Raw genomic sequence first — 14,065 nt, forward strand, 5'->3', positions numbered from 1 at the left:
TTCAGGATCATTCAGGCCCATTCAGGCCCATTCAGGAGCGATCGATGCCTTCGACCCTCGCCCCGCCCCATCCCTGGCAACGGCTGCGCCAGTTCACCTCGGCGCGCATCGCGCTCGGCCGCGCCGGGCACAGCCAACCCACCGACGCGGTCCTCGCGTTCGGCCTGGCCCATGCGCAGGCGCGCGACGCGGTGCACCAGCCGTTGTCGTGCGAGACCGTCAAGGCGGCGCTGGACGAGGCAGGGTTTGCTCATCTAGGGGTCCATAGCGCCGCGGCGGACCGCGCGCAGTACCTGCGCCGCCCCGATCTGGGCCGCCGGCTGGACGAGCACAGCCGCGAGCGGTTGCGCCAGGCAGCGGGCGAGCCGTGCGACGTGGCCTTCGTGATCGCCGACGGCCTGTCGGCACAGGCGGCGCAGCGCCATGCGGTGCCGGTGCTGCGCGCGGTGCGCGAGCGGCTGCCCGACTGGCGGATCGGCCCGGTCGCGATCGCCGAGCAGTCGCGCGTGGCCCTCGGCGACGAAATCGGCGAGCTGCTGCGCGCGCGGCAGGTCGTGATGCTGATCGGCGAGCGCCCCGGCCTCAGTTCCCCCGACAGCCTGGGCATCTATCTGACCTACGACCCCCATCCCGGCCGCACCGACGCGCAGCGCAACTGCATCTCGAACGTGCGCCCGGAAGGGCTGCCGTACCCGCAGGCGGCCGATCGGCTGGCGTGGCTGCTGCGCGGCGCGGTGGCGCTGTGCTGCAGCGGCGTGCGGCTCAAGGAGGACAGCGGCGCGCTCGGCGCCGGCGAGGCCGCCGCGCTCAGGTCACCGGCGCCGGATTGAACAGCACCAGCGCGTTCTGCAGCTTCCACTGCTCGGCATACGACTTGCGGCCGCTGGCAATCTCGAGCATCGTGTGGAACAGCTGCCAGCCGACCTCTTCGATGGTGGCCTCGCCGGTCGCGATCCTGCCGGCGTCGATGTCCATCAGGTCGTGCCAGCGGCGCGCCAGGTCGCTGCGCGTGGCGACCTTGATCACCGGGACTTCGGCCAGTCCGTACGGCGTGCCGCGGCCCGTGGTGAACACATGCAGGTTGATGCCGGCGGCCAGCTGCAGCGTGCCGCAGATGAAGTCGCTGGCCGGCGTTGCCGCATAGAGCAGGCCCTTCTGCCTGGCCTTCTCGCCGGGCGCCACCACGCCGTGGATCGGCCCGGTGCCCGACTTGACGATCGAGCCCATCGCCTTCTCGACGATGTTCGACAGGCCGCCCTTCTTGTTGCCCGGCGTCGTGTTCGCGCTGCGGTCGACGCGGCCCTTGCTGAGGTAATCGTCGTACCAGGCCATCTGCTCGATCATCGCTTGCGCGACCTCGGGCGTGGCGGCGCGTGCGGTCAGCTGGTCGATGCCGTCGCGCACCTCGGTGACCTCGGAGAACATCACGGTGGCGCCGGCGCGCACCAGCAGGTCGGTGGCAAAGCCGACCGCGGGATTGGCGGTGACGCCAGAAAACGCATCGCTGCCGCCGCACTGCACGCCGACAACGAGTTCGGAAGCCGGGCACGTCTCGCGCCGGCGCGCATTCAGCCGCTGCAGATGGCGCTCGGCCGTCTTCAGGATCGAATCGATCATCGAGCCGAAGCCCACATGGCGCTCGTCCTGCAGGCACACCACGTCCGGTGCGCCGCCTTCGATCTGCAGCGGGATCGTGCCGGACTCGATCAGTCGCGTCGGCTGCAGCTTCTCGCAGCCGAGGCTGACGATCATCACCTCGCCGCCGAAGTTCGGATTGAGCGCCAGGTTGCGGATCGTTCGGATCGGGATCACCGCATCGGGCGCGTCGATGGCCACGCCGCAGCCATAGCTGTGTTCCAGCGCCACCACGTCGTCGACGTTCGGGTAGCGCGGCAGCAGCTCGGCCTTGATTCGGCGCACCGCGAAGTCGACCACGCCGGCCACGCACTGCACCGTCGTCGTGATCGCCAGGATGTTGCGCGTGCCGACCGAGCCGTCGGCATTGCGATAGCCCTCGAAGGTGTAGCCCTCGAGCGGCGGCAACTCGGCCGGCACGCGGCTGGCGATCGGCAGCGCGTCGAGTTCCGGTGCGGACGGCATCCGCAGCACGCGCTCGTTGACCCAGCTGCCGCGTGGCAGCGGCTTCACGGTGTAGCCGATGACGACGTTGTAGCGCAGCACCGGCGCGCCTTCGTGGAGATCGACCAGCGCGACCTTGTGGCCCTGCGGCACCGCCTCGACCAGTTGCAATCCGCACGGGAAGGTGGTGCCGGCCGGCAGGCCGCCATCGTTGGCGACGATGGCGACGTTGTCGGCGTCGTGCATGCGGATATAGAGCGGTTGGCCGGCGCTGCGGCTCGCCGTTTGCATCATGAGCTTATCTCCTGGGCCGCCGTCAGTCGGCGGTGATCTTTCCGGTTTCGATGACGTGCTTCCATCGGGCCGATTCGGCGGCCTGGAAGCGGGTGAACTGTTCGGGTGTGTTGCCGACGATCTCGAAGCCGACCTCGAGCAGCCTGTTCCTGACCGCGGGGTCGTTCAGCCCGGCGACGATGCCCTTGTGCAGCCGCTCGCGGACATCGGCGGGCAGCCCCTTGGGCGCGGCCACTGCCTGCCACGAGTAGACGACCAGGTTCCTGATCCCGGCCTCGTCCATGGTCGGTACCGATGGCAGTACCGGCGAGCGTTGCGTGCTGGTGATCGCCAGCGCGCGGATCTTGCCGGCCCTGACCTGCGGCATCGCCGTGTTGATGTTCATGAAGGTCGCATCGACCTGCCCGCCGATCAGATCGTTCATCGCCGGCGCGCCGCCCTTGTACGGGACATGCGTGCCACTGGTGCCGGTCTGCTGCCAGAACAGCTCGGCGGTCAGGTGGTCGCTGGTGCCGTTGCCGGCCGAGGCGAAGGTCAGCTTGCCCGGATTGGCCTTCAGGAACGCGACCACCTCCTGCAGCGTCTGGAAGCGCGAGTTGGCCGGTACCGCCAGGATGTTCGGCGCCTGCACCGCCACCGAGATGTAGTCGAAATCGCGGGCCGGATCGTACGGCGTGCTCTTGATCAGATGCGGGGCGATGACCAGTGGACCGAGCGAGGACACGAGCAGCGTGTAGCCGTCCGGTGCCGCGCGCTTGACGAAGCTGGCGCCGATCGCGCCGGCCGCGCCGGGCTTGTTCTCGACCACGAAGCTGGCGCCGGTCTGTTCCTGCAGCTTGGCGCCGACGATGCGGGCGATCACGTCGGTCGAGCCGCCGGCGGGAAAGGGCACGACCATCGTGACCGGCTTGTCGGGCCAGGCGGCATGGGCGGACAGCGTGGTGGCGAGGCCGAAGGCCAGCGTGGCGATCAGGCGTTTCATCTGTGTCTCCTTGAGGGTGGGTCTCTCGCTTGTCATGCATCGGCCGGTCTTGGGCGCCGGCCTGTGTTCCGTTGGCGGGCCGCCCTTATGGGCGAGCGCCGAATTCCGTCTGTGCCCGCGTCCATGCGCGCGCCTGCTCGCTGATCGAGACACCGAGGCCGGGCCGCGTCGGCACGACGATGCGGCCATCGCGGATTTCCAGCCGCTCGTTGAACAGCGGCTCGAGCCAGTCGAAATGCTCGACCCACGGCTCGCGTGGATACGCCGCCGCCAGGTGAATGTGCAGCTCCATCGCGAAATGCGGGGCCAGCATCAGCCCGGCGTGCTCGGCCAGCGCGGCGACCTTCAGGAAGGGCGTGATGCCCCCCACGCGCGGGGCGTCGGGCATCAGGTAGTCGGCGGCGCGGTGGCGGATCAGGTCCCAGTGTTCGGCGGCGCTGGTCAGCATCTCGCCGGTGGCGATCGGGGTATCGAACTGCGCGGCCAGCGCGGCGTGGCCCTCGTGGTCGTAGGCGTCCAGCGGCTCCTCGATCCAGACCAGTTGGAACGGCTCCAGCGTCCGGCACATGCGCTGCGCGGTGGGGCGGTCCCATTGCTGGTTGGCGTCGACCATCAGCGGCACCGCGTCGCCCAGATGCTTGCGCACCGCCCCGACCCGTTCGAGGTCGCGCGCGCCGTCCGGCTGGCCGACCTTCAGCTTGATGCCGCCGATGCCGCGTTCCACCGAGGCCGCGGCGTTGATCAACAGCTGATCGAGCGGCGTATGCAGGAAGCCGCCCGAGGTGTTGTAGCAGCGCACCGCATCGCGCTGCGCGCCGAGCAGCTTGGCCAGCGACAGGCCCGCGCGGCGCGCCTTCAGGTCCCACAACGCGACGTCGAAGGCGCCGATCGCCTGCGTCGCCATGCCGCTGCGCCCGACCGAGGCGCCGGCCCAGCACAGCTTGTCCCACAGCCGCGCGATATCGCTGGGGTCTTCGCCGAGCAGCGTCGGCGCCAGCTCGCAGGCGTGGGCGTACTGGCCGGGACCGCCGGCGCGCTTCGCATAGCTGAAGCCCACTCCCTCGCGGCCGTCCGCCGTCGCGATTTCGGCGAACAGGATCGCGACCTCGGTCATCGGCTTCTGGCGGCCCGTCAGCACCTTGGCGTCGCTGATCGGGGTGGCCAGCGGCAGATAGCAGCTGGACAGGCGGATCCAGGCGATGCGGTCGGCGGTGGAGGTCATAAGCTGTCTTTCGTTCGGCGGCAGGGTATCGTTGTCGGATCGAAATGATAACGTTGTCATTCCGGTGCCAAATGAAGCCCGTTACAATGTCGGGCGCCGTGCACCGGGATTTTGCGATGCGGCGTGACAGGGACGGGCACGTTTCGGCGAAATGCTAACGTTGTCATATCGGCGCTGTCAACGCGCTTCGCCGCGATGCCGACTCATGGCTTTCCCGAACCCGGCCGTCCACCGCATCCGTTGCCATCCGTTGCCATCCGTTTGCCCCGACCCGAGACCTGACGTGGCCACCACCAAAGCGCAGAACAAGTCCGTCACCCTGCATGACGTCGCCCGCGCGGCCGGCGTGTCGCTGATCACCGCCTCCCGCGCACTGAGCAATCCCGGCATGGTGTCGGCCAAGACGATCGAACGCGTGCAGCAGGCGGCCGACGCGGTCGGCTATATCCCGAACCTGATCGCCGGCGGACTGAAGTCGCGGCGCAGCCTGATGGTGGCGGCCGTCGTGCCCGATATCGCCGTGACGCAATTCCTGCCGACCATCAAGGCATTGACCGAGACGCTGGAGGCGGCCGGCTACCACCTGATCCTCGGGCAGAGCAGCTACGACGATTCGCGTGAAGAAGCGCTGCTCAACGCGATGATCGGCCGGCGCCCGGACGGCATCGTCGTCACCGGGCTGATCCAGTCCGAGGCGGCGCGCGAGCGGCTGCGGCAGTCGGGCATTCCGGTCGTCGAGACCTGGGAACTGAGCGACCGGCCGGTGGACATGGCGGTCGGTTTTTCGCACGTCAAGGTCGGCAGCGCGGTGGCCGGCTATTTCCTCGCCAAGGGCTGGCAGCGCGTGGGCATCGCCACCGGCGACGACCGGCGCGCGCGGATCCGCTCGGAGGCCTTCGTGTCGACCTTCGGCCGGCCAGTGCCGACCGCGGTCGTGCCGGCACCGAGCAATCTGCCGTTGGGGCGGCGCGCGCTGGCCGAACTGCTGGACAAGGCCCCGGGCCTGCAGGCGATCTGCTGCAGTTCGGACCAGTTGGCGCAGGGCGTGCTGGTCGAAGCGCAGGCGCGGGGCTTGCGCGTTCCCGAGGATCTGGCGGTCTGCGGTTTCGGCGATGCCGAGGCGTCCGCCCACATGGCGCCGTCGCTGACCACGGTCCAGGTCGACGCCGCGCACATCGGCGCGACCGCGGCGCGGCTGATCCTGGACAAGTGCAAGGGGCTGCCGGTGGAGCCGCGCGTCGTCGACGTCGGGTTTCGCGTGATCGAGCGCGCGTCGACGGGCGGGCCGGACTGAAGGTTCGCCCAGCGCGCACGCTGCAACGCGCCGCTTCAGCGCGTCATCGCTGCGCCGCGCCCAGGCGCGGCCAGATCGCCTGCAGTTCGCCCTTCAGGAACGTCAGCAGGCATCGCGTCGCCATGGTCTGGTAGCGGTTCGGCAGCGTCAGCATATAGAGCCGGCTGCCGAACACGCTGATGCGATAGTCGCGCAATACCGGCGTCAGCAGGCCCGCGGCGAGCTCGCGGCCGATCGCATACAGCGGAAAGATGCCGATGCCGACGTCGCCCAGCACGGCCTCCTTCAGGAAGGCGAAATTCTCCGAACTGAGCGTCGGTTCCAGCGCGACCTGCTCGCGCTGGTCCTCGCCGGCGCGCGTGCCGAAGGCCTTCAGCTTCTGCCCGACCGGCGATGCGCAGACGATCGCATGGCGCTGCAGATCGGCCAGTGCTTGCGGGGCCGGCTGCGCGGCAAGGTAGGCCGACGAGGCGCAAACCACCCAGTCGACCTCGCCGATCTCGGTGGCCACCACCGAATCGGGCGGCGTCGAGATGATCCGCAGCGCGACCTCGACGTCCTCGGAGACCAGGTTGTGGATGCGGTTGTCGAACACCACGTCGAGCGTGATGTCCGGGTAGCGGTGCTTGAACTGCACCAGCAGCGGCGACAGCAGCGCGTGTCCCAGGCCGGTCGGCACCGACAGCCGCACGTGGCCCTGCAGCGTCTTGCCCATATTGGTGATCAGCGCATCAGCCGCGGCAACCTCGGCCAGGATGTTGCGCCCGTGTTCGTAGAGGCCGGCGCCCACTGGGGTCGGTTCGACATGGCGCGTGGTCCGGCGCAGTAACTGCACGCCGAGCTCTTCCTCGAGCGCCTTGAGCCGGTAGCTGACGTTGGCGCGCGTCATCTTCAGCTTGCGCGCGGCGGCGGACAGGTTGCCCGCGTCGACGATATCGACGAACAGGCGCAGGGCGTTCAGATCCATCATGGCGAAGCAGTGGGAGGGCGGAAGGGACGAGGACGGTCAAGTTACGCGCCGCAACGGTGGCGCTTGCCGCAGGATTGTCAAGTATGGCTGTCCATTCTGTCCAAGCCGGCGTGGATTGTCAAAATCCGGGGGCGGCGTACCATGACGGCCATCCGCCCGCACTGTCGGCTCGGCAGCCGCTCGCGCCGTCGCCGGCCGGGGCCGCCACCCTTCCTCCCTTCGCACTCCCACGGAGACCGCCATGACCCTGGACACCGAATCGTTTTCCCTGCTGCGCGCCTCGGTGCAGCGCTTCATCGAAGAGCGCCTGAAGCCCGCCGAGGACATCCTCGAGGAAACGGACGACGTGCCGGCCGACATCGTGGCCGACATGAAGGAGATGGGCCTGTTCGGCATCTCGATCCCCGAAAACTACGGCGGCATCGGGCTGTCGATGTCGCAGGAATGCGATGTGGTCTATGACCTTGGCCATACCGCGCTCGCCTTCCGCTCGGTGTTCGGCACCAACGTCGGCATCGGCTCGCAGGGCATCCTGATGGATGGCACCGAGGAGCAGAAGCAGAACTATCTGCCGCGCATCGCCAGCGGCGAGCTGGTCATCTCGTTCGCGCTGACCGAGCCGAATGCGGGCTCGGACGCGGCCTCGCTGCAGACCAAGGCCGAACTGGACGGCGATCACTATGTGATCAACGGCACCAAGCGCTTCATCACCAATGCGCCGCGCGCCGGCGCCTTCACGCTGATGGCGCGCACCGGCGGCCCGGGGGCATCGGGTATCTCGGCCTTCATCGTGCCGGCCGACACGCCGGGGATCTCGCTGGGCAAGCCCGACAAGAAGATGGGCCAGCGCGGCACCAAGACCTGCGACGTGGTGCTGGAGAACGTGCGCGTGCCGGCCGCCAACATCATCGGCGGCGTGCCGGGCGTGGGCTTCAAGACCGCGATGAAGGTGCTCGATCGCGGCCGCCTGCATATCTCGGCGCTGGCCTGCGGCATGGCGCACCGGCTGCTGACCGACGCGGTGGCCTACGCGAAGGACCGCAAGCAGTTCGGCCGCCCGATCGGCGAATTCCAGCTGATCCAGGGCATGCTGGCCGACAGCCAGGCCGAGCTCTACGCGGGCCTGTCGATGGTGCGCGATTGCGCCCAGCGCTACGACGCCAAGGAGCCGGGAAAGAGCGATCCCGAAGTCAGCATGCTGGCCTCGTGCGTCAAGATGTTCTGTACCGAGATGGTGGGCCGCGTGGCCGATCGCGCGGTGCAGATCCACGGCGGCGCCGGCTATATCGCCGAGTACAAGGCCGAACGCTTCTATCGCGACGTCCGTCTGCTGCGCCTGTATGAAGGCACCACGCAGATCCAGCAAATGATCATCGCCAAGCAGCTGCTGCGCGACTGAAGCCGGCCCGGGCGCGGAGGGTTCAAGCATGAAACAGCTTCAACGCGTCCGCCCTGCCGGCACGGCACCCGGGATCGCACTTCCCGGTGCCGGCGCGCACGGCTGGGCCCCGCATCTCGATCTCGCATTGGCCGGTGACGAGCCGGCTCGTCCGCCGTGCTTCCCGATCATCGCCGCGCTGCGGGCGGGCTGCGCCACGCCGCCGACCGCACCGCTCGACGTGGGAGCGCTGGCGCTTGGCGCAGCGGCAGTCCTCGGCCGCCGCGATCCGATCGTGTCGGTCCAGGCGGCGGAACTCGGCGATATCGATGGCGTGCTGTATCGCACCGGCGCCGGCGGCTGGACGCTGCTGCACCGTGCGGCGCTGGGCTCGTCCGAGGCCCGCTTCGTCCAGGCCTGGTTGCTCGCCTGCTACGCGATGCGAGGCGAGCATGCCGATACCGATGCGTTCGAATGCCGGCAAGACGGCCTGTATTCGCTGGCCGATGACGACAGCCCGGCCGCGCGCGCCTACAGCTTTGCGGCGCGGCTGACGATGCCTGCCGCCGCCTGCCATCTCGGCCTGACCGGCCATGTCGATGGCGATGTGCTGATCGCCTTTGCCTCGCAATTGCAGGTGCCGCTGCTGCATGCCGCGCGGCGCTGGCTGGCGCGTACCGCGCAGAAGGCCGTGCTGGTGCTCGACGAAGCCGGGACGGTGCGCGCCAGCTGGCTCAGCGAGACGGCGTGCTCGGCCGGTTGGCGCGTCGATGCGCAAGCGGTGCCGGCGCGCGAGGCGCCGGGCGCGATGGAAACGTCGAATGATGTTGTGCCGGCTGTCGTCGTCCAGGAACGCCGCGTGGCGATGTCGGACTGGTTTGCCCAGGCGCCGGCCGCCGGCCAGCTGATGGAAACGTCGTTGGGAGCGGTAGACGGCGGGGAGGGGCGGTTCGGATTGACCCTGCTGCAGTTGCCGTGCAATGCGGTCTGCCCTCAACCGCGCGCGTTCTGGCCGCAATACCGAGCCTGCGTCAGCGCCAACACCGGCGTCAGCGCGTAGTGCGCAGCGGCCGGCGACTCAGCGGATCAGCACCCGCCGGTCCGCGGCGCCCCGCGTCGGGCCGCCGCGGTTTGCCGGGGTGCGGGCCGCCAGCCGCTCGAGCTGGCGTTGCATCTTGGTCAGATAGGTAATCATCATGCCGCGCTCTTCCAGGGTCAGCGGCGAGACCCAGACCGATTGCAGCGCCTTGACGGCCTGACCCAGCTTGTCCATCCGATGGCTGGCGCTCGAGCGGATGACCGGAATCGGCTGCGCCGCATGGGGGCCGGGCTGCGGTTCAAGCCATCCCTGGTCCGACAGGCTGCGGACCATCGCCTCGAATTCCTCGGCCTGGAGCCAGGGCAAAGCGCAGGGGGCGGTGACGTGGTGGGGTTCGACGCGCTGGCGGTGTGCCAGGTGTTGCAGCAGATGCCATTCCGCCGTCGAGATACCGGACTGCGACAGAACGTGGTCCAGGGCCGAATGCCAGCCGGCCAGATTCTCTTGCAGACAGCGCAGCAGCGGTTCCTTGGCGTCGTACAGGTTGGCTGACATGGTGTCGCGAGTCTCCTGTTGTGTTTTGGCCTGATCGTTACCGCTCGCTGGACTGACGCTGGACGAACCGTGCCTGCGATCGGGGGCACCATCGTGCGTTGCCCGGTTACCGCCTTCTTTCGAAAACCTGACGAAAGTATTTGGTGGATCTTCGGGTAAAGCGGCGGCTTTGGCGAGATTGCCGAGGCTGCGACACGGCGTCGCAGGAACCCGCTTGCGTCACGCCTGTGTCACGCCTCGATGGCGTCTCATTGCCGTTTCAATGCCGTCTCAATGCCAGAAGGCATCGACCTCGCGCAGCAGATGACCGGCCAGGATGTAGTCGCCGAGGCGGCTGGCGCGCGCTTCCAGCTCATGCAGCTGCTGGTCCGGAATGGCGCCGAGATCGAACAGGCAATAGAGATTGCGCTGACGGAACGTGGTCTTGGGTTTGGCGAGCCCTTCGATCAGGGCGTCGTGCGAGCGCACCGCGATGCTTTCCTGGCCGCGGTACTGGACGCGGATGCCGCGTTTTTCCCCCAGCCGGCCCAGTTCGACGGCGTCCTGCCAACCCGTTTCATAGTCCAGCTCCAGCGCCAGAACCTCACGGGCGGCCAGCAGACGCAGGGCCTCGTTCTTGCTGCCGGCTCGTGCGATTGACATGCTTACCTCCGTGGCGATCAAGGACTGTACAAATATACAGTCCTTGGGGTCACCCGGCAAGCAGAAGGTGTCTCAACATCGGGGCCGCAACGCACGGTGCGTGGGCGTCGCGGCCAACTGTCTACGCCGCCCTGGCCGTGCTGCCGGCGAGCTCACGCAAGAACGCCTGCATCGACCTCGGCGGCCGCCCCAGGATCGCCTGCAGCACCAGCGTATTGGCGCGCAATCCATGGGATGCGTAGTGTTCGTGGATCTTGCGCAGCAGGTCCCATTGCGCCGCGCTGTAGTCGAGCGGCAGGCGCGCCGCCCATCGCTCGAAGTCGATCTCGCCGGCGGCGACGGGCCGTCCCAGCGCGTCGCCCATCATCGCGGCGATCTGCGCGCGCGTGAGCCCCGGCTCGCCGGTCAGTTCGAAGCAGCCATAAGCCAGCCGGTCGGTCGTCAGCGCCATCGCGGCAACCTCGGCGACATCGCGGTAGTCGACGCGGGCTACCGGCACGTCGACCGGATAGGGCTCGGCGAAGACGCCCCCGGCCAGGACGCCCGCCCATGCGCCGAGCAGGTTCTGGTAGAAATTCGCGGGCTGCAGCACGGTGAACTGCAGGCCCGAATCGAACAGCGCCTGTTCGACCGGAATCTTGCTGGCGTGGTTGGCCAGCGTGACGTCGGTCGGCTGGATCACCGACGAGAACACGAAGCGGCGCACACCGGCACGCCGCGCTGCGTGGACCATGTTGACGCCCAGTTGCGATTCGTCGGGCGCGAAGGCGGGGCCGATGTAGAACACGCCATCGACGCCGTCCAGCGCGGCCGCCAGCGCTTGTGGCGAGCGCAGGTCGCCGACCGCGACCTCGTCGGTGCCATTGGCCAGCGCGACGGCGGAGCGTCCCGCATCGCGGACCAATCCGCGTACGGTCACGCCCCTGTCCCGCAGCGCCTGCGGAACCAGGCCGGCAAATCGTCCGGCGGCGCCGACGACCAGCACGCGGCGCGCCGCGGCGGCCTCGGTCGAATGCGTTGCTGTCGCGATCGATGTCACGGTGTTTCTCCTCGTTCGTGATGAATGATCCGGACACGATAGGGAGTTCCGAATCGGAGGAGAATACGGGCTCCCGAAGATTCTCTCTTCCACAAATCGAGAGAATCCCGGGCGACGATCTTCCCATTCAGACGTGGAGCGCCGATGGACCGCGTGTCCGACATCCTGACCTTCCTGGCCATCGCCGAGCACGGCAGCCTGAGCAAGGCCGCCCGGCATCTGGGCCGCTCGCTGCAGTCGGTCAGCCGTTCGCTATCGCTGCTCGAGCGCAGCCTCGGCGTGCAACTGGTCCAGCGAACCACCCGCAGCTGTCAGCTGACCGAGGCCGGCGAGGCGTTCCGCCATCGCGTCGCGCCGGCAATGGCCGAGCTGAGCGAGGCGTGGGATGTCGCGTCGAGCCTCAGTTCGTCCGCGTCCGGGACGCTGCGGGTCAGTGCGCCGGTGCTGTTTGCGCCGGCGTATGTCGTGCCGGTGATCGCCCGCTATATGGAGCGGCATCCGCGCGTGGAGGTGGAGTTGACGGTCAGCGACGCATTCACCGATCTGCGCGCGCAAGGGCTGGACCTGGCCGTGCGGATCGGCGAGGTGACCGACGACAGCTTGAAGGCGCGCCGGCTGGCGATGCTGCGGCGCGTGGCATTCTGCTCGCGCAGCTATGTGGCGCGCCACGGCGTGCCGGCGCACCCGCGCGAACTGGCCGCGCATCGCTGCGTCGTGCGCAGCGGCGAGGGCAACGATGCGCGCTGGCCGTTCCTGGTCGACGGCAAGCAGCGTCGTTATCCGGTCGAGGGCAGGCTGCGTGCGGGCAGCACCGCGGCGGTCAACGAGGCGGTGGCGCTGGGCCTCGGTATCGGCTTCGGCCCGCTATGGCAGGTGCGGCATCTGCTCGAGCAGCGGCGCCTCGTGACCGTGCTAGACCGCTTCGAGGCGCCGCCGATCCCGGTGCAGGCGGTATGGCCCGCGGCGCGCGCGATTCCGGCCAAGACGCGGGCCTTCATCGATCTGCTGACGGACCATCTGGGCGGCTTGTCGTTATAGCGTTGCAGCGCTATGGCGTTGCAGTGCCGGCGGACGGCAGCGCAGGGCGGCAGTCCCTACTTCGCGAAGACCTGACCGATATCGCCGAAGGCCTTGAACTCGAGCGCGTTGCCCGACGGATCGAGGAAGAACATCGTGGCCTGTTCGCCAACCTGGCCCTTGAATCGCACATGCGGTTCGATCACGAACTTGATGTTGGCCGCGCGCAGCTTGTCGGCCAGCGCTTCCCATTGCGCCATCGACAGGATCGCGCCGAAATGGCGCACCGGCACGTCGTCGCCATCGACCGCGCTGGTCGAGCGATGCCCGGTCTCCTCGGGCGCCAGGTGCGCGACCACCTGATGGCCGTAGAAATTGAAGTCCACCCAGCTGTCGGAGCTGCGGCCCTCGGGGCAGCCGAGCAGATCGCCATAGAAACGCCGGGCCTCCGCCAGGTCGTGCACGGGGAACGCCAGGTGGAACAGGGGAATGGATTGCATATAAGGACCTTTGTGGAATGGGAGCGCCGGTCTGCGGCGCCGCGCTGTCGTGGTATGGTCCCGGAAATTCTACCCAGCACAAGTCGCGATATGAAGCGAATCATTTTTGCGCTGAGTATCAGAGATTTCGATGGGCCTTCGATGATCCATTTGCGATGAGCCGCGTGCCATGATCCGCTACTTCCGCACCTTCCTGGTCGCCGCCGAGACGGCTTCGTTTTCCGCGGCCGCGGTGCGGCTGTCGCTGACGCAGTCGGCGGTCAGCACGCAGATACGGCGGCTGGAGGAGGACCTGGGTTGCGCGCTGTTCGACCGCACCGGCAAATCGGTGACGCTCAGCGAGCAGGGGCGCAAGCTGCTGCCCGAGGCGGTCCGCTTCGTCGAACTCTACGAGTCGATGAAGGGGCAGGCGCATGCGGCCCCCGCGCTGACGCCGATCGACCTGGGCGCGGTATCGACGGTGCAATCGACGCTGCTGCCGAAGGCGATGCAGCGCTTTCGCGCCGATTACCCGAAGACCCACGTCAACATCGTGCCCGGCATGTCGACGCAGTTGCTGACCCAGGTCGACGCGCGCGAACTCGAGGTCGCGGTGATGATCAAGCCCCGGCTCGGCATTCCGGCCGAGCTCAAATGGCTGCCCTTGCTGAGCGAGCTCTTCGTCGCGATCGCGCCGCGCGGTGCGCCACGCGAGCTGAAAGCGATGCTCGGTGCGCTGCCCTTCATCCGCTACAACCGGCATTCGGCTGGCGGACATCTGGTCGACCGGTACCTGAAGCGCCATCGGCTGCGCGTCGACGAGGGCATGGAGCTCGACGAGCCGGCGGTGATCCTGCAGATGGTCGACCAGGGGCTGGGCTGCGCGATCGTACCGGCCGATCTGCTGCCGCTGGCGCAATGCCCGAACGTCCAGGCCGAGCCGTTGCCGGGCCGGCCGATCCATCGCGAGGTCGGCGTGCTGGCGCGGCCCTCGGCGCTGTCGCGGGCGCCGACCGCGGCGCTGATCGACGCCTTCGTCCTCGCGGCGCGCCAGTGGCGGGGGCGGCGGGGGGGG

At 68.4% G+C, this 14,065-nt stretch carries 14 protein-coding genes; 6 read left to right on the forward strand and 8 right to left on the reverse strand.

Annotated features, from left to right (window positions below; genetic code table 11):
* Positions 1–44 precede the first annotated feature (44 nt).
* Positions 45–830, forward strand: a complete 786-nt coding sequence (eutC, locus tag B551_RS11905; protein ID WP_023264158.1) for an ethanolamine ammonia-lyase subunit EutC — start codon at positions 45–47, stop codon at positions 828–830.
* On the opposite strand, the gene garD is transcribed toward eutC, so the two are convergent.
* The 3 genes from garD to B551_RS11920 all read right to left on the reverse strand — a co-directional run bounded on the left by garD (position 808) and on the right by B551_RS11920 (position 4,577).
* Complete coding sequence (gene garD, locus B551_RS11910; RefSeq protein ID WP_006577948.1) at positions 808–2,370, reverse strand: galactarate dehydratase; 1,563 nt, start codon at positions 2,368–2,370, stop codon at positions 808–810. The genes eutC and garD overlap by 23 nt on opposite strands.
* Positions 2,371–2,395: 25 nt before the next feature.
* A complete protein-coding gene (locus B551_RS11915; RefSeq protein WP_006577947.1) occupies positions 2,396–3,355 on the reverse strand; it encodes a tripartite tricarboxylate transporter substrate binding protein in 960 nt (319 codons plus the stop codon).
* Positions 3,356–3,440: 85 nt separating this feature from the next.
* On the reverse strand, positions 3,441–4,577 hold the full coding sequence (locus B551_RS11920) for a mandelate racemase/muconate lactonizing enzyme family protein (RefSeq protein ID WP_023264160.1): 1,137 nt from the start codon (positions 4,575–4,577) through the stop codon (positions 3,441–3,443).
* Between the two features lie 283 nt (positions 4,578–4,860).
* Between B551_RS11920 and B551_RS11925 the strand changes: the two genes are divergently transcribed.
* Positions 4,861–5,871, forward strand: a complete 1,011-nt coding sequence (locus tag B551_RS11925) for a LacI family DNA-binding transcriptional regulator (protein WP_006577946.1) — start codon at positions 4,861–4,863, stop codon at positions 5,869–5,871.
* Positions 5,872–5,914: 43 nt separating this feature from the next.
* On the opposite strand, the gene B551_RS11930 is transcribed toward B551_RS11925, so the two are convergent.
* A complete protein-coding gene (locus B551_RS11930; RefSeq protein WP_043439104.1) occupies positions 5,915–6,838 on the reverse strand; it encodes a LysR family transcriptional regulator in 924 nt (307 codons plus the stop codon).
* Positions 6,839–7,082: 244 nt separating this feature from the next.
* On the opposite strand from B551_RS11930, the gene B551_RS11935 reads away from it, so the two are divergent.
* Positions 7,083–8,240 carry an acyl-CoA dehydrogenase family protein gene (locus B551_RS11935; protein WP_006577944.1) on the forward strand — a complete coding sequence of 386 codons (1,158 nt, stop codon included), beginning with the start codon at positions 7,083–7,085 and terminating at the stop codon, positions 8,238–8,240.
* A 28-nt stretch (positions 8,241–8,268) separates the two neighbouring features.
* Positions 8,269–9,279 (forward strand): hypothetical protein, encoded by a 1,011-nt coding sequence (locus tag B551_RS25150; RefSeq protein ID WP_157071966.1) that lies wholly within the window; start codon positions 8,269–8,271, stop codon positions 9,277–9,279.
* Between the two features lie 18 nt (positions 9,280–9,297).
* Here B551_RS25150 and B551_RS11945 read toward each other — a convergent pair whose 3' ends face one another.
* From B551_RS11945 to B551_RS11955, 3 genes are all read right to left on the reverse strand, one after another.
* Positions 9,298–9,813, reverse strand: a complete 516-nt coding sequence (locus tag B551_RS11945; protein WP_006577942.1) for a hypothetical protein — start codon at positions 9,811–9,813, stop codon at positions 9,298–9,300.
* Between the two features lie 270 nt (positions 9,814–10,083).
* On the reverse strand, positions 10,084–10,455 hold the full coding sequence (locus B551_RS11950; protein ID WP_006577941.1) for a hypothetical protein: 372 nt from the start codon (positions 10,453–10,455) through the stop codon (positions 10,084–10,086).
* 121 nt (positions 10,456–10,576) lie between these two features.
* On the reverse strand, positions 10,577–11,494 hold the full coding sequence (locus tag B551_RS11955) for an NmrA family NAD(P)-binding protein (RefSeq protein ID WP_006577940.1): 918 nt from the start codon (positions 11,492–11,494) through the stop codon (positions 10,577–10,579).
* 144 nt (positions 11,495–11,638) lie between these two features.
* Here B551_RS11955 and B551_RS11960 point away from each other — a divergent pair, with 144 nt between their 5' ends.
* Positions 11,639–12,532: a LysR family transcriptional regulator gene (locus tag B551_RS11960; protein ID WP_006577939.1), complete on the forward strand. Its 894-nt coding sequence runs from the start codon at positions 11,639–11,641 to the stop codon at positions 12,530–12,532.
* Positions 12,533–12,588: 56 nt separating this feature from the next.
* Here the strand turns inward: B551_RS11960 and B551_RS11965 are convergent, their stop codons facing one another.
* Complete coding sequence (locus B551_RS11965; RefSeq protein WP_006577938.1) at positions 12,589–13,011, reverse strand: VOC family protein; 423 nt, start codon at positions 13,009–13,011, stop codon at positions 12,589–12,591.
* A 169-nt stretch (positions 13,012–13,180) separates the two neighbouring features.
* On the opposite strand from B551_RS11965, the gene B551_RS11970 reads away from it, so the two are divergent.
* The coding region (locus B551_RS11970) for a LysR family transcriptional regulator (protein ID WP_023264161.1) at positions 13,181–14,065 on the forward strand (885 nt) is incomplete at its 3' end.

It is taken from the genome of Cupriavidus sp. HPC(L), from assembly GCF_000307735.3.
In the GTDB taxonomy this organism is placed as follows: domain Bacteria; phylum Pseudomonadota; class Gammaproteobacteria; order Burkholderiales; family Burkholderiaceae; genus Cupriavidus.